Origin of the sequence: Pandoraea norimbergensis (assembly GCF_001465545.3) — a bacterium.
In the GTDB taxonomy this organism is placed as follows: domain Bacteria; phylum Pseudomonadota; class Gammaproteobacteria; order Burkholderiales; family Burkholderiaceae; genus Pandoraea; species Pandoraea norimbergensis.
Map to the genome: position 1 here is coordinate 1933281 of NZ_CP013480.3, position 23972 is coordinate 1957252.

20 protein-coding genes and 1 tRNA gene are annotated in these 23972 nt (G+C 62.5%); 11 read left to right on the forward strand and 10 right to left on the reverse strand.

Annotated elements, in window-relative coordinates:
• Positions 1-34: 34 nt before the first annotated feature.
• The 4 genes from AT302_RS08645 to AT302_RS08660 are packed head-to-tail and all read right to left on the reverse strand — an operon-like array spanning position 35 to position 4180.
• Complete coding sequence (locus AT302_RS08645; RefSeq protein WP_058378092.1) at positions 35-724, reverse strand: AroM family protein; 690 nt, start codon at positions 722-724, stop codon at positions 35-37.
• A gap of 10 nt (positions 725-734) precedes the next feature.
• A complete protein-coding gene (locus AT302_RS08650) occupies positions 735-1676 on the reverse strand; it encodes a DUF1177 domain-containing protein (protein WP_058378093.1) in 942 nt (313 codons plus the stop codon).
• A gap of 46 nt (positions 1677-1722) precedes the next feature.
• Positions 1723-3369 (reverse strand): OPT/YSL family transporter, encoded by a 1647-nt coding sequence (locus tag AT302_RS08655; RefSeq protein ID WP_058378094.1) that lies wholly within the window; start codon positions 3367-3369, stop codon positions 1723-1725.
• Between the two features lie 34 nt (positions 3370-3403).
• A complete protein-coding gene (locus AT302_RS08660) occupies positions 3404-4180 on the reverse strand; it encodes an IclR family transcriptional regulator (protein ID WP_058378095.1) in 777 nt (258 codons plus the stop codon).
• 188 nt (positions 4181-4368) lie between these two features.
• Here AT302_RS08660 and AT302_RS08665 point away from each other — a divergent pair, with 188 nt between their 5' ends.
• The 5 genes from AT302_RS08665 to AT302_RS08685 all read left to right on the forward strand — a co-directional run bounded on the left by AT302_RS08665 (position 4369) and on the right by AT302_RS08685 (position 9888).
• A complete protein-coding gene (locus tag AT302_RS08665; RefSeq protein ID WP_237172099.1) occupies positions 4369-5220 on the forward strand; it encodes a MurR/RpiR family transcriptional regulator in 852 nt (283 codons plus the stop codon).
• Between the two features lie 245 nt (positions 5221-5465).
• Positions 5466-6926: an MFS transporter gene (locus AT302_RS08670; RefSeq protein ID WP_058378097.1), complete on the forward strand. Its 1461-nt coding sequence runs from the start codon at positions 5466-5468 to the stop codon at positions 6924-6926.
• Positions 6927-6980: 54 nt separating this feature from the next.
• Positions 6981-7658: an aspartate/glutamate racemase family protein gene (locus AT302_RS08675; protein ID WP_058378098.1), complete on the forward strand. Its 678-nt coding sequence runs from the start codon at positions 6981-6983 to the stop codon at positions 7656-7658.
• A 109-nt stretch (positions 7659-7767) separates the two neighbouring features.
• Complete coding sequence (locus AT302_RS08680) at positions 7768-9126, forward strand: MFS transporter (RefSeq protein WP_058378099.1); 1359 nt, start codon at positions 7768-7770, stop codon at positions 9124-9126.
• Positions 9127-9639: 513 nt separating this feature from the next.
• Positions 9640-9888 (forward strand): hypothetical protein, encoded by a 249-nt coding sequence (locus tag AT302_RS08685; RefSeq protein WP_058378100.1) that lies wholly within the window; start codon positions 9640-9642, stop codon positions 9886-9888.
• Between the two features lie 210 nt (positions 9889-10098).
• Here the strand turns inward: AT302_RS08685 and AT302_RS08690 are convergent.
• Positions 10099-10188, reverse strand: a tRNA-Ser gene (locus AT302_RS08690).
• Between the two features lie 315 nt (positions 10189-10503).
• On the opposite strand from AT302_RS08690, the gene AT302_RS08695 reads away from it, so the two are divergent.
• Positions 10504-12255, forward strand: coding sequence for an acyl-CoA synthetase (locus AT302_RS08695; RefSeq protein WP_157125731.1), 1752 nt, complete (start codon positions 10504-10506; stop codon positions 12253-12255).
• A 113-nt stretch (positions 12256-12368) separates the two neighbouring features.
• On the opposite strand, the gene hemW is transcribed toward AT302_RS08695, so the two are convergent.
• The 3 genes from hemW to rph are packed head-to-tail and all read right to left on the reverse strand — an operon-like array spanning position 12369 to position 14943.
• On the reverse strand, positions 12369-13589 hold the full coding sequence (gene hemW, locus AT302_RS08700) for a radical SAM family heme chaperone HemW (protein WP_058378101.1): 1221 nt from the start codon (positions 13587-13589) through the stop codon (positions 12369-12371).
• Between the two features lie 5 nt (positions 13590-13594).
• Positions 13595-14212, reverse strand: a complete 618-nt coding sequence (gene rdgB, locus AT302_RS08705; RefSeq protein ID WP_058378102.1) for an RdgB/HAM1 family non-canonical purine NTP pyrophosphatase — start codon at positions 14210-14212, stop codon at positions 13595-13597.
• 2 nt (positions 14213-14214) lie between these two features.
• A complete protein-coding gene (gene rph / locus AT302_RS08710; protein ID WP_058378103.1) occupies positions 14215-14943 on the reverse strand; it encodes a ribonuclease PH in 729 nt (242 codons plus the stop codon).
• A gap of 179 nt (positions 14944-15122) precedes the next feature.
• Between rph and AT302_RS08715 the strand changes: the two genes are divergently transcribed.
• The 4 genes from AT302_RS08715 (at position 15123) to AT302_RS08730 (ending at position 19526) form a co-directional block, all read left to right on the forward strand.
• Entirely contained in the window at positions 15123-16052 is a 930-nt protein-coding gene (locus AT302_RS08715) for a YicC/YloC family endoribonuclease (RefSeq protein ID WP_058378104.1), read from the forward strand.
• 5 nt (positions 16053-16057) lie between these two features.
• Entirely contained in the window at positions 16058-16735 is a 678-nt protein-coding gene (gene gmk, locus AT302_RS08720) for a guanylate kinase (protein ID WP_058378105.1), read from the forward strand.
• Positions 16736-16835: 100 nt separating this feature from the next.
• On the forward strand, positions 16836-17042 hold the full coding sequence (gene rpoZ / locus AT302_RS08725) for a DNA-directed RNA polymerase subunit omega (protein WP_039397582.1): 207 nt from the start codon (positions 16836-16838) through the stop codon (positions 17040-17042).
• Between the two features lie 63 nt (positions 17043-17105).
• Positions 17106-19526 (forward strand): RelA/SpoT family protein, encoded by a 2421-nt coding sequence (locus AT302_RS08730; protein WP_058378106.1) that lies wholly within the window; start codon positions 17106-17108, stop codon positions 19524-19526.
• Positions 19527-19605: 79 nt separating this feature from the next.
• On the opposite strand, the gene greB is transcribed toward AT302_RS08730, so the two are convergent.
• On the reverse strand, positions 19606-20166 hold the full coding sequence (gene greB, locus AT302_RS08735) for a transcription elongation factor GreB (protein WP_058378107.1): 561 nt from the start codon (positions 20164-20166) through the stop codon (positions 19606-19608).
• 164 nt (positions 20167-20330) lie between these two features.
• Between greB and AT302_RS08740 the strand changes: the two genes are divergently transcribed.
• Positions 20331-21248, forward strand: coding sequence for a pirin family protein (locus AT302_RS08740; protein WP_058378108.1), 918 nt, complete (start codon positions 20331-20333; stop codon positions 21246-21248).
• 83 nt (positions 21249-21331) lie between these two features.
• Here AT302_RS08740 and AT302_RS08745 read toward each other — a convergent pair whose 3' ends face one another.
• On the reverse strand, positions 21332-23899 hold the full coding sequence (locus AT302_RS08745; protein WP_058378109.1) for a cation:proton antiporter domain-containing protein: 2568 nt from the start codon (positions 23897-23899) through the stop codon (positions 21332-21334).
• Positions 23900-23972: the final 73 nt, after the last annotated feature.

Below are 23972 nucleotides of genomic sequence, written 5' to 3' on the forward strand. Positions count from 1 at the left end.
GGACGAATGTGACCCCGGGGGCGGCGGTAATCCCTTACACCAGCGTCGCGGTCAAACTGGCGACGAGCGTGTTCGACAACACAACGGGCAGGTTCGACGCCGTCTGCGCGATGTCGCGATGACGTTCGACAAAACCCATGCAATCGAGCACGAGCATTTCGGCGCCTTGTTCGCGCAGGGTGCGTGCGGCACTGGCCAGCGCTTCATCGCCTGCGGCACCCGTCGCATACGGTGACGCGGCGGCGCAGATCGGCGGACGTTGCAGCGCTCCCCACTTGTGAAACTCGCTTTCAATCTGCCCGGCAAGCGGCACCACGATGCCGACCTGACGGCTACCGGCGAGCGCTGCGGCGGCCGGCGGTACGATGCGGTCCGGTTCGACCAGCCACGCGTGACGGCAAGCAAGGCCTTCGAATTCTCCCGTGCACAAGATCAGAATGACCGTGCAGCCCAGTGCCTCAAGCGCGTCGAGTTTCACCTGCAAAGCGCGCTGAATCGCGGGCTTGCCGAGTTCCACCGAGTCACCGCTGAGCAGGCGCGATATCAGAACGCCATTGCCGCCCTGCGGTGAAAAGGCCGCGTCGATGGCGTCACGGTCCAGCCCATCGAGCACGCCCATGTGGACTACCGGCACATCGGCCGGCAGATGCGCATCGAGAATCGGCGTGATGTCGGCGCGCGGTGCTTGGCCGATGGTCAGTGTCCCCAGTTTGTGCTGGCGCATGGGCAATGCCTCAGTGGGGTTGGCGTTTGGAGAGGTGAGCGAGCGAGCCGTACAGCGCGATCAGGCGGGCGTAGTCCTCGGTGTCGTAGAACTGGCACGTGCCCCGGCCGAACTCTTTGGCGACTTCCACGGCGAACTTCACCGCGAGTGCGATATCGGCTTCGTGGCTGGCGCCTGTGCCGCAGCCGGGGACGATGCTCTGCGTGGTGATCGCCACGCCCACCACCGGTGCACGTGTGGCGATCGACGGCTGCATGATGCTGTTCAGGTGATAGACGCCGTTACCGTAAGGTGTGATGTCCTGCGTGGTCACCGGGAACGTGACGGCGGGTTGGCCGCTCGTCATTTCCATGATCCGCAGCAGGTCTTCCGAGACGCGCAGGATGTAGCCCTCTTTGACCGTCGGCGAGATCGCATAGCCCTTGTGATTGATGATGCGGTTGCCCTTGGTGGTGTCGAGGGAGAGCACGGCGTCCATCTCGTCCCACACTTCGTGGGCGTTCACATCTTCGGTGTCGATCGGGGAGTCCATGAAGTCGACGGGCTCATGCGGACGCGTCGGCGCATCGGGGCAGATATGCGTCGTGATGAAGACGTCTCCGGCAAGGGCGTCGCCTTGTGTTCGCATATGGGCGAGCTTCAGCGCGGCGGCGACGGCCGCGATGGCGCCGTCGGCGTCTGACACCAGACCTATCCGTGAGGGGCGGGCGCCGATGCCCCCCAGACGGCCAACGATGCCCAGACTCGGGGCCGCACCACCGGCTCGCTTGCCGACGTCGCCGGGGATGCAGATCTTGACGAAATCGGTGGCCCCTTTCTTGCCCTCGATTTTCAGGACCTCGACGGTGACACCGTGCGCGGCATAGGGCGCGAGCAGGTCGACCACGGTCTGGCCCGAGGCATGGGCGCTGTCGAAGGCTTCGAAGACTTGGAGAGTTTGGCTAAAGCTCATGATGACGATTCAGGTTCCAGAAAAAGATGGCAAGATCCGCGCGGCTTCAATGCGTGCGCGAGCGGATCAACGAACTGCCGAAACTGAAGATGGCGTCGCCCGCGATGATGCCGGCGGCAAAGACTTCCATGGTGTTGCGCACGCGCTCGCCGGCGGTGCGCTCGATTGCGAAGCGCAGGGCAATCCCGATGAGCACAGCCCAGCCCGCGGCCGGGTTGGCGATGAGCAGCCCCGTGGAGAACAGCACACCGAGCTGGCGCTTCGGGCCGCCGATGAACTGCAAGGCGGCGCCCGCAATGGCCCAGAGCATCAGGGAATGCAGGACGCCCGGTGCAACACCGGCTTTGATGGTCGACACATAGACCGCTGCCACAGGCGGCACCTGCCCGTTGGCGAAGAAGCTCGAATGCGCGAAATACACCACCGGAATCGCGATGACGAAGGCGAGCATCGCGGCCATGAGTTGCTGTCGGCGCCCCGCAAGTTCGAAGGCAGGGTTGCTGCCGTGACCGCGCAGGATGAACCCCGCGCGCAAGTCGTAGCCCATGTCGGCGAAGGCGGGGCCGGTGGCGGCTGAAAAGCCGCACAGCACTACGAGCGCCGCGGGCGGGAATCCGATCAACATGCCGATCAAGAGCGTGATGAGCGCGACCGCGAAGGCCGGGAACCAGCCCGAGTGCATCGCGGCAATCCCGACGATCAATTCATGCACGAACGCGGCGAAAGCGGCATACACGATGAACAGGATCAGCATGCCCGGCGACATGTCGGCATACAGGCCCGCACCGAATGCCACAAGCGTCGCCAAGCCGATGTAGGCCACGCCACCGAAACGTAATGACCGGCGAATACTCGGTGCACCCGCAGCAGCGGGCGTGTGCACGTCTGTCGCAACATCGGCGGCGCTACGGGCCGGCCGGTCGCGCCAGACCATTCGCACGATCTGGAGCAATGCGACGATACCGGCGCCAATCATCATGCCGTGCGGAATGTAGGCCTTCTCGACAGCGAAACCGAACAGCGGCATTGAATAACCACGCAGCAGAAAGCCGAAACCGAGCATGGTCAGCGCCCAGATATTGCCGATGAACGCGGTGCCGAATGCCGACATCGGAATGCCGAACCACGAGCCGAGCATGCCGATGCCGAGACCGGCACCGAGCACGCGCGCCTGATGCCCGCCAACGTCGCCTGCCTTGATGGCTTCAGCCGCAGCCACACCCTGCGGCCATGTGCCAGTCGCGGGGAAAATCTTGGTGTCGAACATGCGATAGAGCATGTAGCCATCGAGCAGCATCGCCAGCGAGACGCCGATGAACATCGGCATCACCAGGTCGGCACGGCCCATCAGGAACGGAATGCCGATGGGGAGCAACAGGCTGTTGGCGGCGCCGAACGTGGCAGCCGAGATGGCGCTTTGCGCGAGGTTCTGCACGTGAATCGAACGATATTGCGCAAAGGCTCGCAACGGCACGCGTGCACAAATCATCGCGACCAGCGCGCCGATGATCGCGGTGTTGGGCGTGACGCCCAGCTTGACCAGAAGTTCGATGCCGATGATCGCGCCGAACACGCTCAGGGCGCTTAACAGCAGCAGGTTTGCCGGTGAGAAAGTCGACGGATGTTGCGGCGGCGGAGCCTCGGTGCTCGTGGCATCGGGAGGCGTCGGAAGGGCAGAGGACGACGTATTCATGATGAGAGATCGACAGGTCGTACGAGTGAGCGAACTAACGGGGCGAGGTCCAGAACGGATCGCCAACGGAGCGACCGATCAGCTCTGCGTGGGAGGCCACGCGCTGCGCAATCGCCTGAATTTCCGCCGCGGGGAGCATCGCGGAGGGAAACGTCATACAGAACGACAAGCACTCGCCGCTGTTGGGATCGGCAACCGCGCATCCCACTGAGCAGACACCGGAAAGGGCTTCGTTCTCTGCCACCGCATAGCGAAGATCGCGAACGGTTTGAAGTTTTTTCAAAAGGGCATCGAGGGTCGCGGGGCCGCCAATGGGTTGCCCGTTTTCGCGCAAGGTCGGCAAGCCGTCTGGGAAACGGGTGCCGATCTGCTCATCGGTTTCGCGCGCGAGAAGCGAGCGGCCGGTGGAGGTCGCCCACGATGCCAAACGATGGCCCGGATTGGTCATGGCGCGCAGGGCCTGCGAGCCGGGACGCACACGCAGCACGACGACGTCGTCACCGTCGAGCACCGAGACATAGCCCGTGTGGCCATATTCCTGACCCAGTTCGTCGAGCGCTTGGGCGCACATCTCGATCAACGGGGTTGATGCGCGCACGAGGTGTGAGAGTTCGAGCAACAGCAAAGACGGGCGATAGGCCAGCGTCGTCGGGTTTCGGACCAGCAGCCCTTCTTCGGCCATCTGCTTGAGCACGCGCGAGGCGGTGCTCTTGGGCATGTCGAGTCGCTCGACCAGATCGGTCATCGTCACTTCGGCTTGTCGCGCTGCCATCAGGCGCAGCACCGCCGTTGCGGTTTCCAAGATGCTCATGTGCGTTATAGGTTCCATAAAATGGAACCGAGTTCCATGTAATGAGATCCAGTCTATGCCGCAAAATTGAGCGTCAAAATGAAATCGATCTAGTTGTTTACCCTCGAATGGCGAATTCGCGCCGATTCGCGCGACAATAGCCGACCCTAAACTGCCCGCCGCAACCACCCTCGCTTATGGCACCTCACGTGAAGAAGTCTTTCGTCGGCAGGATTCGAGAACAGCTGGATCAGCTCTCGCCATCGGAGCGGCGTCTGGCGGAGTTCGCACTGGATTTGCCGGGGGATCTGGCGGGGTACACGGCGTCGGAGCTTGCGACGCTGGCGCAGGTGTCCAACGCTACCGTTACGCGTTTTGTGCGACGTCTGGGCTACGCGTCGTTTGACGATGCGCGCAAGCACGTCCGCTCGGAACAACGCGCGGGCTCGCCGCTGGCGATGGCGGCGACGACACCGGTGACCGAAGCCGTCGCCGACGATCTCGTCGGGGCGCAACGTCAGCAAAGCCTTGCCAACATCGACGCGACCTATCGGCGCCTCTCGTCCAACGAAATCGCGCAGATTGCTGCGGCCATTCTCGCGGCCCGCAAAGTCTGGGTCGTGGGCTTCCGGTCGAGCCATCCGCTCGCGATGTATTTCCGCTGGCAACTGCTGCAAATCGTGCCGAGCGCGCAAGTGATTCCGGGTGCAGGGGAGACGTTGGGCGAGCACCTCGCGGGCATCGGTGCGGATGACGTTGTGATCGTTTTCGCGCTGCGCCGCCGTATCCGTCAGATGCCGGCCATCGTTGCGCAACTCGCCAAGGCGTGCCCGAATCTCGTCTACATCACCGAGCGAGCCGAGCGTAACGCAGCGGCAAAGACGCCCGCGAAGTGGTCGCTGCAATGCGATGTGCAAGGGCCGGGCGTGCTCGACAATCACACGGCGGTGATCGGTTTGTGCCACCTGATCGTGACGCAAGTGATGACGCTGGCGGGCAATCCGGGGCGTCGTCATCTTGGTCTGGTGGAAGCCTTCCACGACGCGCTGGACGAAATCTAAGTCCGCCTTCTGCACGGGGACGCTGCGCGCCGTAGCGCCCCGGGCATCAAGCTTTTCCTAACTTTTCCCTGATCGAACTCTGCGATTGGCGTCTCTCGCCAAGGGCTTCGCACGTCCGGTGAAACCCTGATATGAAAAATAATTTTCAAAAACAAATAATCTGAAAAAATATTAACCGAACAAGGTTCATCAGAGGGCGAGGCAATCGGTCGCAAGGCGCCAATTGAGGCGCAGGGAGTTTTACGATGGGCGCAGAAGTGGTCGTATCCTCGTCGGAACCAAGGTTGCAGCAGCTCGAACGGGCGCTCGACGACATTGGCGTGACGCCGTCACACAAGAAAATCCTCGCACTGATTCTGTTCGGGGTGTTGTTCGACGTTTTCGAGCAGAACGCTGTCGGTCTTGTGGGGCCGTTGCTGCGTGAGTACTGGGGCCTTTCCGGTGCGCAGATCGGCTTTCTCAATACGCTGACGTTCGGGGCCGCCGCGATCGGGCGATTGGGGTCCGGCTACATCGCCGACCGCTACGGACGCCGCACCATGCTGAGCATCAACCTGATGCTCTTCACGCTGGGCGCATTGATCTGCGCCTTGGCCACGAACTACACCATGCTCGCCGCAGGGCGCTTCATCGTCGGCTTCGGTCTGGGCGGCGAGATCTCGATTGCCGTCACGATGCTGGCGGAGTTCTGCTCCTCGCGCTTCCGTGGCGTGGCCGTGGGCGCGATCAACGTCGCGGGTGGCGGGCTCGGCAATATGCTGGCGCCGGCGTTCGGTCTCGCGGTCTTTGCGTTCTTCCCGGGGCCGGATAGCTGGCGTTGGTTGTTCGGTTGTCTGGTGCTGCCAGCATTCTTCGTGCTGCTGTATCGCCGCTTCATTCCGGAGACGCCGCGCTTCTTGTTCTCCAAAGGCCGGGTGGAGGAAGCCAATCGTGTGCTCAACATTCTCGCCTCGGGCAAGCTCGGCAAGTCCGCCGGTGGGGAAAAGCGCTATCTGAGCGAAGCGCCGGAAGGTGAGCACCGCGCTCAGAAAGTGCGCTTGCGCGAGGTCTTCGTCGGACCGCTGGCGCGACGCACTGTCGCTGTGGGCATCGCCGTTTGCATGACGTACGGCGCGCAGATTTCGGTGCTTACGTTGATGCCGACGATTCTCATGGCGCAGGGCTACACGCTCAACAAGAGCTTCCTGTTCACCATCGTGATGCAGTCGGGCAGCTTGCTCGGTGCGATCACAGCGTCGTATTTCGGTTTCCGCTTTCCACGCAAACGTGTCCTGACGACTGGCGCCATCGCGGCGTGCGTCATCGGTTTGTGTTTCGGCTTTCTGTCGAAATCGCAGCCGTTGATTCTCGTGTTCGGCGCGGCTTTCCAGTTCTGTGTGCTTCTGCTCAATACGTCCATCTGGATTTACGCCCCCGAGCTTTACCCGACGCGAGTGCGCGCGTTCGGCACGGCGTTCATCCTCGCGCTGGGCACGCTGGCAGGCGCGGCAATGCCGCTGGTCGCCGGACGCGTGTTCGACCAATACGGCATCGGCGGCATGTTCGGGATGATGGCCGCGATGTACGCGGTGTTCGCCCTTGCGCTGACGTTCGCGCCGGAGACGTTCGGTAAGCCGATTGATGGTCCTGATGTGCCGGGTGATGCACCGAACGATACGACGCCTGCCACCGCGCGTGCTGCCGCAGGTGCGTCGCCCGCCGCCTGATTTTCCTGACGCGTTTTGATTTGTTCTGACTCGTTCTAACTCGCCGAGATTTTCATGACTCAAATACTGCTCCTCAACCCGAACACGTCGACGGCGACGACGCAAATGATGGTCGACATCGCCCGATCGTATTTCGTCAGTGTGATGGCGTCGCCACCGACCGTCGTCGGGGCGACGGTGTCGCGCGGTGCCCCGATGATCGTCAACGAGCAGGATCTGGCCGTGGCAGCCGAGGCGGTGAACGACCCGCAGGTCGTGGCGCTGGCGGCGCAAGCGGATGGGGTGATCGTCGGTGCGTTTGGCGACCCGGGCATGGAGGCTTTGCGTGCGCGTCTGGAGGTGCCGGTCGTGGGGATCGGCACGGCCTCCGTGCGTGAGGCGGCAGAGGGCGGGCGTCGGTTCGGTATCGCCACTACGACGCCGCTGCTGGCCGATTCGATTGCGGCGAATGTGCGCAAGCTCGGGCTTGGCGCGAGCTTCACCGGATCGCGCTTTACGACGGGCGACCCACTGGCACTTGGGGATGTGCCTGCGCAACTGGAGACCAGTCTTGCAAGTGCTGTGCAGGCCTGCATTGCGCAAGACGGTGCGCAGGCCGTGGTCATCGGCGGCGGGCCGTTGGGGGAGGCGGCGCAGGCGTTGTGCGAGCGCTTCTCCATTCCCGTAATCGGGCCAGTGCCTGCGGCGTGTCGTGCTTTGCTTCACGCCATGCGGCTTGATGAAGCGGCTTGAATGACGCCGCCTGAAAACCCGTTAAAGCGACAAAACGACGCAAACACGCGCGCCGTCGATGGTGCGAAATAAAACGTACGAGAGCATGCCGAACCCGGCAGGAGATGCCATGAACCAACAACCTGTGTCGCCGGCCGGCGATACGAACAATGTCTTCGCGAATCCGAGTCAGCAAATGCTCGACCCGATCTACAAGAAGATCATGTGGCGGATCATTCCGTTCATCTTCGTGCTGTGGATGCTGGCGTGGATCGACCGCGTAAACGTCGGCTTCGCGAAGCTGCAAATGCAGCAGGATCTGGGCTTTAGCGAAACGGTCTACGGCATCGGTGCGGGCATCTTCTTCCTCGGGTATTTTTTTCTGGAGATTCCGAGCAACTGGCTGTTGCTGCGCATCGGTGCGCGACGCACGCTGGCGCGAATTACGTTGGGCTGGGGGACGATTTGCGTGTTGATGATGTTCACGCATTCGCCAGCGTATTTCTATGTGATGCGTTTCCTGCTTGGCGCATTCGAGGCGGGTTTCCAGCCGGGGGTGTTGCTCTATCTCACGTTCTGGTTTCCGGCGCATCGGCGGGCGAAGGCGTTCGCGTGGTTCATCTCGGCGTCGGCAGTGTCGTCGGTCGTGGGGGCGCCGCTGGCTGGGGCGATCCTCAATGGGATGCATGGTGTGAACGGTTGGGCGGGATGGCAGTGGCTGTTTCTGCTTGAAGGCGTGCCGACGGTGCTCGCGGGCATGCTGGCCGTGTGGTTTCTGGTGGATAAGCCGGAGCAGGCCAGTTGGCTGTCTGAGCAGGAGAAGCGACTGCTTCAAGCGGATCTGGATCGTGACGGCGCAAGTGCTGGCAAGCGCGAGCACAGCTTCATGCTGGCCGTGCGCAGCCCGAAGCTGTGGTTGCTCACGGGGATCTACTTCGGCATCGTGGCGGCGAACGCGACGCTCTCGTTCTTCGCACCGACGATCGTTCGGGCGTTGGGTCCGACCAACCCGTTGCATATCGGATTGCTCGTCGGCGTGATGTACGTGTTCGGGGCGATCTTCCAGATTGCGATTGGGTACAGCGCGGACAAGCGTCGCGAGGCACGGATGCATTGCGCGATTCCGGTGTTCATCGGTGCGTGCGGTTTGGCGGGTGTTGGGGTGTTTGCTGGGAGCAATGGCGTCGCGGCGTTCCTGTGTCTGGTGGTGGCCGTGTCGGGCACGATGGGTGCGATCCCGGTGTTCTGGCAATTGCCGAATGCTTACCTTGCAGGCGGCGCTGCTGCGATGGGTGTCGCGTTTATCAACTCGGTAGCGAATCTGGCCGGGTTTGGCTCGCCGTACTTGCTGGGTATCGTCAAGGACGCGACGGGCAACTTCAACGGCGGCCTTTGGATCGTGGCGGCGCTCGAAGCGTTCGTCGCCGTGCTGATCTGGTGGCGGTTGCGTCGGCGGGAAGAGGCGGGTGGGGTGGGGGCGTTGGTTTGAGGTGGGCTGTATTCAGTCGGCGATGGTCATGTGGGCGTCTCTAAGGCGGCATAAGTGCGTGCATCAAGCTGCGTAGAGCGCCGCATTCGATCTGGCGGTCACCTTGAAAATTTGCCGAGAAAGGGGCTGTTTTCTGTTGCTCAACGTGCGATTCGTCAGAGCTTTCCCAAGTACTTTCTAGGGATGCGTCCGAATAAGGCGCGGTGCTGTAAAGTTGCGCTTCCCTGACATTGTCATGCGCTTCCTGGCCCAATATTCTTGAGCCGTCACGTCCCAAACGTGACCGGGATTTGCAGCCCGACAATGAGTTCACGGGCACACAGCCGCGATGTTCTGCGGCTATCGTGTGCATGATCCTGTACGTCTTCCTTATGGGTGGGCTTGGATTGGGACACCGTCAGGTGTGCCGTTGAGCCATGTTCATTGCGGTCTGCAAACCTAATCCAATGCCCGCCCACCCTCCAGTAGATGGATGCGTGAGCGGGATTCAAACGGTTAGCAAAAGGACACCGCATGACATTCCCCACATCTACCTCCCCCGCTGTTCGTGACTCACTCGACAGGCTGCAATGCCTGTCGGAACGCCTCGTCGCACTTTGCATGGTGGCGGCAAATCAAGAGAGCGCGGAATCCATTCCTCCAGAATTCGCAAACGCATACTTCGAGCAGATGGGGGACCTTGCGGATGAAGTTCTCGATGTAACGCAACGGTTGGATGACGATTTGAGTTTTGTTGGCAACGGCATGCTCGTGCCCAATTGATCCCGTCACCTTTTCGCCTTTGCTTGGTGCCTCTTACTACGAGAGGCACTTTCACGTTTGTGCGTTTGTTATCGCGCCAAAGACCTGTCGCGGCGAGATGCAGGTCAGGGGCTGCTGCCTAGTTGCACTGAGCACACACGGAACGATCTGACTCTTGCTGAGCACCGACCGAAAAAGTCCGTTGCTAATATCGGGAACTTAAAGAAACTCTGGCGGAGGCGGTGAGATTCGAACTCACGGAAGGGTTACCCCTTCGCTGGTTTTCAAGACCAGTCCATTAAACCACTCTGGCACGCCTCCGGGGCGTTGCGCACGACCAACTGTCGTGGCCTGTTGATGCCGTCTGGAACGACGGCTTCGAGAAGCGTGCGGTCCGGGGGAATCGGCGTCGGGTTTCCGACGCAGTCCGGTACCGCACGGCAGCGCGCATTATACCCGCTCGCCTCCCGATGTGAAGCATCAAACACACCAAAATCGCCTCACACCCCGCTTAAATCCAAGAGTTCCCCCATCTCCCCCTTGTTTTGTCCGCGTCCGGCATGCATCATGCTTCCAGACGTACGGTGACCGCTCCCGGCGTGCCGTGCGAGGCCAGACATGACCCGGAGACACCGCATGGATGCCGACACCTCCCGCGATTCCGCCCGTGAGACGTCAAATGACGCCAGTGGCGAGCGCGCGACCCATACCCGAAATTCCCCAAGCATCCCGAATACCGCGGGCGAAGCCGCCTTCGCGTGGCAGATTCCCACGCTCTACAACATCGGCGTGGACGTCTGCGATAAGTGGGCCGACGGCTCCAACCGTCTCGCCCTCATTCACGAGAGCGCCGACGGTGTGCACGTGCGGCTCACCTTCGACGTACTAAAAGAACTCTCCAATCGACTCGCCAACGAATGGCGCGCCAACGGCGTCAAGGCCGGCGATCGCATCGGCATTTTCCTGCCCCAGTCGCCCGCCACGCTCGTTGCCCACGTCGCAGCCTACAAGCTCGGCGCCATCGCCGTGCCGCTCTTCACGCTGTTCGGCCCCGAAGCGCTCGCCTACCGGCTGCAAAACTCCGGCGCCGCCGTCCTCGTCACGGACCTCGCCAGCATCGGCAAGATCGACGACATTCGCGGCGAGTTGCCCGACCTGCGACTCGTCTATGTCGTCCACGACGATCTGCCCGAAGCCCATCACCATGTCTCGGATGACGAAGACTGGGGTGTCGCCGAAGATGGCTTGCTTGCGCTCTGGCCAGCCATCGCCCGGCGCGAAGCCGCTTTCGAGCCAGTGCAAACGCGTGCAGACGCGCCCGCGTTGATCATCTATACCTCGGGCACCACCGGCAAGCCGAAGGGTGCGCTGCACGCGCACCGCGTGTTGCTTGGGCATCTGCCCGGTGTCGAAACCTCGCACAACGGCTTTCCCCATGAAGGCGATCTGATCTGGACGCCCGCCGACTGGGCTTGGATCGGCGGGCTGCTCGATGTGCTGCTGCCAGCCCTTCACCATGGTGTGCCGGTGCTCTCGCGACGCTTCGAGAAGTTCGATCCGGTCGCCGCGTTCGATCTGATGGCGCGCCACGGCGTGCGCAACACGTTCCTGCCGCCCACTGCGCTCAAGATGCTGCGCACCGTTACGTCGCCACGCGAACACTGGCCGCTGCAACTGCGTTCGGTCGCCAGCGGCGGAGAATCGCTCGGCCCCGAACTGCTGGCGTGGGGGCGCGAACACCTCGGCGTGGACATCAACGAGTTCTACGGGCAGACGGAATGCAACATGGTGGTGTCGTCGTGCGCGTCGGAATTCCCCGCGCTGCCCGGCGCCATCGGACGTGCCGTGCGCGGTCACGCCGTGACCATCGTCGATGACGACGGTGTGCCGTTGCCGGTCGGTGCGGTCGGTAATATCGCGATTGCCCGGCCGAACCCAGTCATGTTCCTCGGCTACTGGCATAACCCCGACGCCACGATGGAAAAGTATCGCGGCGACTTCCTGCTCACCGGCGACGCGGGCTTTGTCGACGAACAGGGCTATATCACGTTCACTGGCCGCTCGGACGACGTCATCACCAGCGCAGGCTATCGCATCGGCCCCGGGCCCATCGAAGACTGTCTGATCCGGCATCCGTCGGTCCAATTCGCCGCCGTGATCGGCGAGCCGGACGAACTTCGTACGGAAATCGTGAAGGCGTTCGTCGTGCTGCGCGAGGGCTTTGAACCGTCGGATGAACTGTCTCGTGAAATTCAGAATTTCGTGAAGACGCGGCTCGCCGCCCACGAATACCCGCGCAAGGTCGTGTTCCTGCCGGAATTGCCGATGACCGTCACTGGCAAGATCATTCGGAAGGCGCTGCGGGAGATCGGTACGGCGTTGGGGTGAGGGCAGGGCGCTGTCGTCGCCCCGACGCATGATCGCCCTATGAAAAATGCCCGCCACATCTATCAGGATGTGGCGGGCATTTAAACAACGGTTTCGACTAGCGGTAACAGCGGTTAGCTACCCGATCGGTCCAGAAACATCCCTTGCAGGTCGTTCAGGAATCGCTGTCCCAACTCGGTCGGCGCAATGCGTTGCGGGTCGTCGACGAGCAGTCCCTTTTCGACGGCAGCCGTCAGCCCCTTCGCGATCTTCGACATCGGCAAGCCAGTGCGATCGGCGAACAACTCGCTTTTCACGCCGCCCGTGAGTCGCAGCGCGTTCAGCATGAACTCGAACGGCAGATCGCGCGCATCGACTTCGTTCTCTTCCTGCACGGCGCTGCCAGCGGCAGCCGCTTCCATAAAGCGTTGCGGATGCTTGTGCCGAATCTGACGCAAGACCCGATGCGGGAACGAAATCTTGCTATGCGCGCCCGCCCCAATGCCGAGGTAGTCGCCGAATTCCCAGTAGTTCTGGTTGTGCTTCGCGCGACGAAGCGGTTGCGCATAAGCCGACACTTCGTAATGCTCGAAGCCGCCAGCTGCCGTACGCTCGGCAATCCAGTCCTGCATGTCGGCCGCAGTGTCGTCGTCGGGCACGGTCGGCGGATACTTGTGGAATTGCGTGTTCGGTTCGAGCGTGAGGTGGTACAGCGACAAATGCGGCGGCGAGAAAGACAGCGCCGTTTCCACGTCCTGCTGACACTGCGCAAGCGTCTGGTTCGGCAGCGCGAACATCAGGTCGAGATTGAAGTTGTCGAAGTTCGCCTGCGCGATTTCGATGGCGTGACGTGCTTCGTCACCGTCGTGAATACGACCCAGCGCCTTCAGATGCTCGCTGTTGAAGCTCTGAATCCCGATCGACAGACGGTTGATGCCACTCGCCCGGAAACTGCGGAACTTGTCGGCTTCGAACGTGCCCGGGTTCGCCTCCATGGTGATCTCGGCGTCGGCGTCGAGCGGCAACAGCGCGCGCAAATCCGACAGCAACCGGTCAAGCCCGGCGGCCGACAGCAAGCTGGGCGTGCCGCCGCCGATGAAGACGGTATGCACCGGACGTCCCCACACCAACGGCAGCGATTGCTCCAGATCCTGACGCAACGCATCGAGATACGCTTGCTCGGGAAACGCCTGCGCGCCGCCCGCGCCACGCCACTCGTGCGAGTTGAAGTCGCAATACGGGCACTTGCGCACGCACCACGGAAAGTGCACGTACAGCGACATCGGCGGCAAGGCCGGCAAGCTGATTTTGCCGGGCCGCAGGAAGTTCTGTACGGACATCGTGGATTCAGTCATACCGCTCACGCCTCCCGGCCCAGCTTTTCGAGCAGCACACGCAGCGCGCGAGCGCGGTGGCTGTGGGCGTTCTTCACGGCAGGATCGAGTTCCGAAGCGGTCTGATTCAACGAACGAATCAGGAAGTGCGGGTCGTAGCCGAAACCGTGCGCGCCGCGCGGTGTGTCGACGATTTCACCGTCCCAGCGGCCTTCGGCAATGATCGGCTGCGGATCTTCGGCATGACGCACCAGCACCAAAGCAGCGAAGTAATACGCATCGCGATAGCCGGGCTTGTCGGCGTGCGGTGCCAGTTGTTCGATCAAATGCTTGTTATTGGCGGCATCCGACTTTTCACGACCCGCACGTGCGGCGTAGCGCGCCGAATAGACGCCCGGGGCCCCGCCGAGAATCGGCACGCACAGCCCCGAATCGTCTGCGAGCGCGGGCAGGCCGGTGGCCGCCGCCGCATGGCGTGCCTTGGTCAGCGCGTTCTCGATGAAGGTCACGTGCGGCTCTTCCGCCTCCGACACGCCGAGCATGCCCTGCGGCACGAGTTCAATGCCGAGCGGCTCGAACAGCGACGCAAACTCACGCAGCTTGCCCGGGTTGTTCGACGCCAGCACGATCTTCTGCATCGCCATCGTTACACTCCCAGCGCGCGCTTTTGCGCATCGATCAGCTGACGAATGCCGGCATCCGCCAGATCGAGCAGCACATTGCTTTGTTCGCGCGTGAACGGGGTGCCTTCGGCGGTGCCCTGAATTTCCACGAAACCGCCTTCGCTCGTCATGATGACGTTCATGTCGGTGTCGCAGGCGGAGTCTTCCGCGTAGTTCAGGTCAAGCACCGGCTGGCCTTGGTACATGCCGACCGACACGGCCGCCACGTGGGCGCGAATGGGCGACGCTTCGAGCTTGCCGTCGGCGATGAGTTTCGACACGGCGTCGTGCGCGGCGACGAACGCGCCGGTGATCGAGGCGCAACGCGTGCCGCCGTCGGCCTGAAGCACGTCACAGTCGATCTGGATGGTGCGCGGACCGAATTTCTCCAGATCGAACACGGCGCGCAGCGAGCGGCCGATCAGACGCTGGATTTCCTGCGTGCGGCCGCTTTGCTTGCCGCGTGCGGCTTCGCGGTCGCTACGGGTGTGCGTGGCGCGCGGCAGCATGCCGTATTCGGCTGTGAGCCAGCCCTGACCGGAGTCGCGCAGAAAGCCCGGCACCTTTTCTTCGACGCTGGCGGTGCAGATGACCTTGGTTTCGCCGCATTCGATGAGCACGGAACCTTCGGCGTAACGGGTGTATTGGCGGGTAATGCGCACGGGGCGCAGTGCGTTTTGCGCACGGCCGTCCGGGCGGGTGATTTGCGTCATGTGAGAGTGTCCTGCGAGGGTGAATTTATGCAGCAATACCCGAATGGTATCGCTAAACGCGATTCGCCAGCCCTTCGGCCGGAAAATGCGATAATCGCATTTCATCCATGCATGCAAAACCGGCTGCTGCATCCGTCCCGCTGACAAAGTGTCATGGGCGCGTGGTACCGGTCACCCCGATGAAAGACAACAATATCTATAGTATGACCGGCTACGCCAGCGTCACGCGCGACATTGCGCATGCCGATGGAGCCGCAGGCGCGAGCGTGTCGGTCGAATTGCGCACGGTTAATTCGCGCTTCCTCGATCTGGCTTTCCGTATGCCGGAAGAGGCGCGCGCGTGCGAACCGACACTGCGCGAAGGCCTGACGGCCAAGCTCTCGCGCGGCAAGGTCGACATCCGTATCAACGTGCAACGCCCCGAAAGCGGTGTGAATGGCGCGCTGAATATCGACGCCGTGCGCCAGCTCGCCGATCTCGAACAACAGGTGCTCGCGCTCTTTCCCGATGCGGAACGGATGCGCACCGGTGAAATTCTGCGCTGGCCGGGCGTGCTCGGCGAAGAGTCGGTCACGGCGGAAGCCCTGCGTGAAGCCGTCATCGACGCCGGCCGCGCTGCCATCGGTGACCTCGTCGACGTGCGCAAGCGCGAAGGCGCGCAACTCAAGCAAAGCCTGATCGAGCGTATCGAACGCATGGAAACGATCCTCACGGGCCTGCAACCGCTCGTGCCGGAACTGGTCGCGCGCCATCAGCAGAAGATCGTCGATCGTCTGCATGAAGCGCTGGGCATCGTGATTCCCGAAGGGGCCGCGGCACCGGGCAAGGAAGAGATTGCCGATCGTATTCGTCAGGAAGTGACGATGTATGGCGTGCGCATCGACGTGGCGGAAGAACTCACGCGCCTCGATGCTCACCTGAAGGAAACCCGCCACATCCTCGACAAGGGGGGCTTGGTGGGCAAACGGCTGGACTTCATGATGCAGGAGCTTAATCGCGAAGCGAATACGCTCGGCTCGAAGGCCGCCTCGAAAGAACTTGCCGATGCGTCGATGGAGCTCAAGCTCTATATCGAGCAGATGCGCGAGCAAGTGCAGAACCTGGAGTAACTCGCATGTCCCCGCAATCGCCCATCCCGCAAACCGCCTTGCACGCCGAATATCCCGGCAATCTGTTCATGGTGGTCGCCCCCTCGGGCGCGGGCAAATCCACGCTCGTGAACGCACTGCTCGCGCAGGACGACGAGATCCGTCTGTCGATCTCGAGCACCACACGCCCGCCGCGTCCCGGTGAAGAGGACGGCGTGCAATATCACTTTCTGAGCGCAGAAGATTTCGTCGCGCGCCGCAAGCAGGGGGAATTCCTCGAAAGCGCTGAAGTGCACGGCAACTACTACGGTACGTCGCGCGTGTGGATCGAAGAACAGATGCGCGACGGTCACGACGTGCTGCTGGAAATTGATTGGCAAGGCGCGCAGCAGGTGCGCAAGCGCTTTATCAATGCGGTGGGCATCTTCATTCTGCCGCCGTCGATCGCGGCACTTGAGGAGCGCCTGAAGAAGCGCGGTCAGGATGAACCGAACGTCATCACGCGCCGTCTGCTGGCGGCTGGTGGCGAGATGGCTCACGCCCCGGAAGCGGACTTCATCATCATCAATGAAGACTTCCAGCGTGCGCTGGCGGAGCTGCAATCGGTGGTCACGGCCACGCGTTTGGGCTTCACTTCGCAGCGCGCGCGTCACGAATCACTGTTCATCGAACTCGGCATTCACTCGCCGCAGGAAGACGAATAACCCGTTTTACGTATCGCTGCGCGCTGGCTGGCGTTCGCGTTTTGCGCGAGTGTTCGCCGGCTGCGATAGAATACGCCCTATATTGAGAAGGAACCTCGTTATGGCCCGAATTACCGTTGAAGATTGCCTGAAACAAATCCCGAATCGCTTCGAGCTCGCACTCGCTGCGACCTACCGCGCCCGCCAACTGGCGCAAGGTCACACGCCGAAGCTCGAGAACAACAAGGACAAGCCGACCGTCGTCGCGCTGCGCGAAATCGCAGCGGGTCAGGTGGGCATCGAGATGCTCAAGAAAGTGCCGCTCTGATTTTCGGGAGACAGCACTAATGCGATGTGACGTTCCGGGCCGCTCGACGATGCAGGTACACGTATGAGTCACGCGAAATCACCGGCCACGTCCATCGCTGCGGATGAACCCAAAGCGGGGGAGCCCAAGCCCGAGCGCAAGAAGAAAAAGGGCGAAAGCGCCACGCGGCAGTACATCGACGCACTGCTCGAACAGTCGTATCGGCACCTCTTCGGTCCGACCGCGACGCCCGAGCAGCCGCGCAAGCACGAGGTCGTATCGATTGCCCGTCTGAAGGGCATGCTTGGGGAGTACCTCAAGGAAAGCGAACTCGCGCAGATCAAAGAAGCCTTCCAGTTCAGCGACGAAGCCCACCTGGGCCAATATCGCCAGAGCGGACAGCCTTACATTACCCACCCCGTCGCCGTAGCCGAGATCTGTGCCGAGTGGAAACTCGACGCACAGTCGATCATGGCTGCGCTGTTGCACGACGTGATGGAAGACCAGGGCGTGACGAAGGCCGAACTCGCTGAGCGTTTCGGTCCGAAAGTCGCCGAACTGGTCGACGGTCTGTCGAAACTCGACAAGATGGAGTTTCGCAGCCGCGAAGAAGCGCAGGCGGAGAGTTTCCGCAAGATGCTGCTCGCCATGGCGCGCGACGTGCGCGTCATCCTCGTCAAGCTCGCCGACCGGCTGCACAACATGCGCACGCTGGGCGTCACGTCGACCGAGAAGCGTCGCCGCGTGGCGCGCGAAACGCTCGACATCTATGCGCCCATCGCCCACCGGCTGGGCCTGAACAATACCTATCGCGAACTTCAGGATCTGAGCTTCGCGAATTACCATCCGCGTCGTTACGCCGTGCTCGATAAGGCCGTCAAGGCCGCGCGCGGCAACCGGCGCGAGGTGGTGGGCAAGATTCTCGACGCCGTCGAGAAAGCCCTCAAGGAAGGCGGCGTGAGTGCCGACGTCTTCGGCCGCGAGAAGACGCTGTTCAGCATCTACAACAAGATGCAGGAAAAGCAGCTCTCGTTCTCGCAGGTGCTCGACGTCTACGGCTTCCGTATCGTCGTTGAATCGAATCCGCAGTGCTATCTCTCACTCGGTGTCCTGCACGCGCTCTACAAGCCCGTGCCGGGCAAGTTCAAGGACTACATCGCCATTCCGAAGGTCAACGGCTACCAGTCGTTGCATACGACCCTCGTTGGCCCGTTCGGTACGCCCATCGAGTTTCAGATCCGCACCCGCCACATGCACGAGATTGCGGAAGCGGGCGTGGCGGCGCACTGGCTGTACAAGAACGGCGGCGCCGACATGAACGATGTGCAGAAGTACGCGCATCAATGGTTGCAATCGCTGCTCGACATTCAGAGCGAGACCGGCGATTCGACCGAATTCCTCGAACACGTCAAGATCGACCTGTTCCCCGACGCCGTCTACGTCTTCACGCCCAAGGCGCGCATCATGGCGCTGCCGCGCGGCGCCACGGCGCTCGATTTCGCCTATTCGGTGCACAGCGATCTGGGTAACCAGTGCGTGGCCGTCAAGATCAACAACGAGTTGCTGCCGCTGCGCACCGAGTTGAAGAACGGCGACATCGTGGAAGTGATTACCGCCCCGTATTCAAAGCCCAACCCCGCGTGGCTGGGCTTTGTGCGTACCGGCAAGGCACGCTCGGTGATCCGGCATTACCTCAAGACGATGCGTTTTGCCGAATCGGTGCAACTTGGCGAGCGTCTGGTCGAGCAGGCATTGAAGGGCTACGGCCTGACCATGAGCGAGATTTCTCCGGAGATCTGGGAAAAGCTCGCGCAGTGGACCGGCAACAAGGATCGTCAGGACATCTTTGCCGACATCGGCCTCGGACGCCGCGTGGCGGCCGTCATGGCCAAGCGCCTCGCGGTGCTCTCGTCGGGCAAGGAAGGCGAGAACGACGACAGCCCGGACGATCCGGATGCCCCGCGTACCGGCGACGAGAATGTCGGCCCGCCGGTGCTCATCACCGGCACCGAAGGCATGTCGGTGCAGTTCTCCGCCTGCTGCCGCCCGATTCCGGGCGACGCGATCATGGGCTATATCGGCATCGGCCTCGGCATGGCGATTCACACGACCGATTGTCCGGTCGCGCGCCGCATCCATCGCAAAGATCCGACGCGCTGGATCGACGTGGCCTGGGCACCGCTGCCGGGCCGCATGTTCGACGTCGGCATCAAGGTGCTCGTGCATCACAACCGTGGCGTGTTCTCGCGTGTGGCGGCCGATATCACGGCGTCGGACGCGAACATCGTGCACATCGGGATGGATGAAGTCGTGCCGGACGAGTCGGCCACCCTGCGCTTCCTGATTCAGGTGAGCGATCGGGTGCATCTTGCCAACGTGATGCGCCGTATCCGCGTGAATCCGGACGTGATGCGTGTGGCCCGCGAGCGTCCGAGTGAACGGCATCAGGAAGAGTTGCACGCCAATCACGCGATGCGTATTGCCCGCGAGCGCGGTCCCTTCTGATGATGTGACGGCCGACGCACGCCAGTCTGGCGCGGCGTCGGCGTTTCAATGATTTCCCTTTAATGACTTTGCGCTGCCGTCATTCCGATGGCGGATAGTGCACGTCCAGAATTTCGATCTGTTCGAGTCCGGCCGGCGTGCGCAGGGGCACGGTGTCGCCGACCTTGGCCTTGGTGATGGCGCGCGCCATCGGTGAGATCCAGCTGACGCGGCCCCGGTCGAGATCGACCTCGTCGATGCCCACGATCATGATGGTGTGCTCGTCGCCCTTGCCGTCGGCATAAGTGACTTCTGCGCCGAAAAACACCTGATCGACGTTTTCCTGCCGACGCGTGTCGACGACTTCGGCATTGTCGAGCCGTTTGGTGAGAAAGCGGATACGGCGATCGATCTCGCGCAGGCGGCGCTTGCCGTAGATGTAGTCGCCATTCTCCGAGCGGTCGCCGTTCGACGCCGCCCACGAGACGATCTTCACCACCTCGGGACGCTGATTGTCGATCAGATCGAGCAGTTCGTCCTTGAGCCGTCGATAGCCGGCTGGCGTGATGTAGTTCTTCGTGCCCGCAGGAATTTCGGGGGCGCCGGCGTCGAGATCATCGTCGTCGTCGCCGCTGTCTTCTTTGACGAATGCTTTGTTCATGAGCCTGAGCGCACCGTAGCGGCGCGCAGTAAAAGCGTTTCGGGATGCCTGCATTATAGGAGCGTTGCGGCGGGTCATTGCGACCGATGCGTCATGGAGCCGCCGCGCAATGTCCTCTACAATCGATCATCGTTCCCCCACAGCCAGTTCAGGAGCTTCGCGTCATGACCGGTTCCTCCAGCCCTACCAGCGCCACCAGCCCGTTTCTCGCCGTCCTCAAGCCGCATACGAGCGACATTGGCGCGTTCACGGTGCAACGCAGTCTGCCGAGCCTGCCGTTCAAGACGGTCGGGCCGTTCATCTTCTTCGATCACATGGGGCCAGCCACGCTTGCGCCGGGGCAGGGCATGGATGTGCGCCCGCACCCGCACATCGGGCTGGCGACGGTCACGTATCTGTTTGACGGGGAAATCAATCACCGCGACAGCCTCGGCAGCGATCAGCGCATCACGCCGGGGGCCGTGAACTGGATGACTGCCGGTCGCGGCATCGTGCACTCCGAGCGCACCCCGGAAGACGTGCGCGAGCGCGGCGGTGACGTGCACGGTATTCAGACGTGGGTCGCCTTGCCGCAAGCCGATGAGGAGACCGAGCCATCGTTCTCGCATCACGAGGCGTCGTCGCTGCCCGACATCTTTGCACCGGGCGTGCATATGCGCCTGATTCTCGGCGAAGCCTTTGGCGAGACGTCACCGGTGAAAGTGTTCTCGCCGATCTTCTATCTCGCGGTGGAAATGGCGCCGTGCGCGGCCTTCGTGTTGCCCCCGGAGTACGCGGAGCGCGCCATCTACACGGTGCAAGGCGAGGTCACGGTGAACGGCGAATCGTTGCCCGAGCAGCGCATGGGCGTGCTCGCACCGGGCAGCGATGTGAACGTGGTGGCGGGCGATCAACCTGCGCGATTGATGCTGTTGGGCGGCGCGCCGCTCGATGGCGACCGCTTCATCTTCTGGAATTTCGTGTCGTCGAGCCGCGAGCGTATCGAGCAGGCCAAGACTGCCTGGACTGCGCAGCAAATGGGCCACGTGCCAGGCGAGACGGAATGGATTCCGATCCCGGAACGTAAGCCTGCGGCAAAGTAGGTTCGTTTGCTGTTTAGAAAGCCCGCAGCCGGATTTTCCGGCTGCGGGCTTTTTTATGCTCGCCAATCACGTGGACGACATTGCTACGCGCTCAGCACGATCACCGAACAGCGGCGCTCTTCGAGCAAGCGATGCGAGATGGCACCGAAGTTGAGACGGTCGCCGAAGCGCGGTTGCACACCGAGCACGAGCAGGTTGTGTTTGCCGTGATGGATCTGATGCAGCACCGCTTCGTCGACCTTGCCGCCAGCGAGCAGGCGCGTGCGCAGCGTCACGCCATTGCGTTCTGCGAGCGCTTGCAGGTTCTCAAGCATGGCGGCTTCCGCAGCGTCGGGCCGCAGAGACCGTGGGCGCCAGCGCTTGTGCATCATCCCCGGTGCCATGCGTGCCGAGACGTGCAGCGCCGTCACGGGGGCGTTGGTGGCGCGTGCGAGCGTGATGGCCAGCTCGGCGGCGTGGCGGGAATAGTCCGTGCCCGAGACCGGCACGAGGATATCGAGCGGCGCGTCGGGCGTGCGCGCGTGGTCGCCGTGGGCAAGGACGATCGCGATGGCGCCATCGAACGCCTTCGTGAGCGGCAGCACCCCAGTGGGCAAGGGCAGGGGCGGAACGTCGGAATCGGACTCTTCGCCGGGGGCGTCGAAGCCCGCGATCACAAAACCGTAGCCCTTGCCGATTTCGTCGGAAATGCGCGTGGCTTCGTGGCTGGTGTCGGCTTGCTTCGCTTCTTGCTCGCGCGCTGCGTCGGAAGGATCGCTCGCGACGAACTCGCCGTCTTCCGTTGCGTTGCTGACGCGCTTGTCGTCGTGCGCTTCACCGACGGGTTCATGCTTGGGGGCAGGGTCGGCGTCGCGTTGGCGATCGTCGTCAACGGACGCGGCGGTGGCTGCGCCGTTCGCGTCACCTGCGTCGTTATCGACCGGCCCGTGCGGCAATTCTGGCGTCTTCTGCGGCGCTTTGCCCGTGCGCTCGCGCAGCACCAGCCGCTCGGCTTCACGCCGCAGGACTTTAGCGGTGTCGTCCGGGTGTTTTTCTTCTTTGGCGGCGTCCTTGCGATCCTTGGCTTTGTCGTCGACACCCGGCGTCCCCGGCGCACGGGGAATAGCGAGCATTGCGGCGCTCAGGGCAATGTCATAGGCGTGGCGTCCGGCACCTTCCTCGTTGGCGGTGTCATCGGCATCAGCGCGTTTTTTCTCCGATCGGTCAGGCGTACCTTCCTCGGCATCATCCGGCGCAGGCGCCAGCACGGTTGTCAGCGTGCCGCGCACACCGGCCGTCAGCCCCGCGATCCATGCGGCGAAGCGGCCGTTGGCACTGCCGTCCACTGCCGCGAGAATGCGTTCGACATTCGGCAGGAAATCCTTTTCCTCGGCAGCTTCCTTCTCAAGCCGTGCCTTCTCTTCGGCCGACAGCGGAATACGCACCAGCGCGCGCCGCAGCACGGGCGGCATGATCAGCGTGGTGATCAACGCCATGATCACGACCATCGTGAATAGGTCTTTGCTCAGCACGCCTAGCGACAACCCGATGCTCGCGACGATGATCTCGGTCGAGCCGCGCGCATTCATCCCGGTGGCGAGCGCGAGCGCTTCCGCAGACGACATCCCGCCGAGACGTCCGCCCAGAAAACACCCGGTAAATTTGCCGATGCTGGCGATCAGAATCAGCCCCGCCACCAGCCCGAGCATCCGCCAGTCGAACAGAATGGTGAGATCGACCGACAACCCCGCCACGCCGAAGAACACCGGCGCGAAGAGGGCGACGATCAAGCCGCGCAACTGCGCTTCGATCTGCTCGGTGAGAATTGGCGATTGCCCGATCATCACTCCCGCCATGAACGCCCCCAGCGCGGTATGCACGCCGAGCTTGTCGGTCGCGAGCGCCAGCACGAAGGTGATCACCAGAATGGCGCTCAGCACCGGCATCTCGCTGGTGAAGCGATCGTTGGTCCAGCGAATGGCTACCGCGACGGCACGCTTGCCGACGGTGAAGCACAGCACGATGAACAGCAGCGTGCCGCCCAGACTGAACGACAGATGACCGATATCGATCGAGCCACTGGCGCCAAGCCCGGCGATGGCTGCGATGATGATCCACCCGGTGGTGTCGTCGAGAATGGCCGCCGCGAGGATGATCTGCCCGATATTGCGGCGCAGATAGTCGACCTCGCGAATCACCATCGCGACCACCTTCACCGACGAGATCGACAGCGCCGTGCCGATGAACAGCGACGTCACCAGCCGGGCTTCGGGGTGCGGGAGCAGATTGTCGGGGAGATGCCAGCCGAGGGCGAAGCCACAGGCAAACGGAATGATCATGCCGCCGGCGGACGCGAAGATCGCCATGCGCTTCATGCGCCGCACGAGCCCCAGATCGGTCTCGAGTCCGGTCGATAGCAGAAGCAGCAGAACGCCGAGCTCGGACACCGCGTCGAGCATCTTCTTCTGCGCTTCGTTGTCGGGGAAAACTGCGTGCTGCCAAGCGGGTAGCAAGGCGCCGAAGACCGAGGGGCCGAGGAGGACGCCTGCGAGCAACTGGCCCATCACGGCGGGTTGGCGCAGACGCTGCATGACCTCGCCGAGCAAGCGCCCGACGAGTACCAGCAAAAGCAGTTGTGTAAAGAAGATCGCCGTGCCGTGGCCTGCGTGCATGTGCCTCCCAGCGTGTCATGCGACGGCGCGCAGCGCTCAGTGTGGCGCTCGGCGGCGATGACGGCCGGGACGG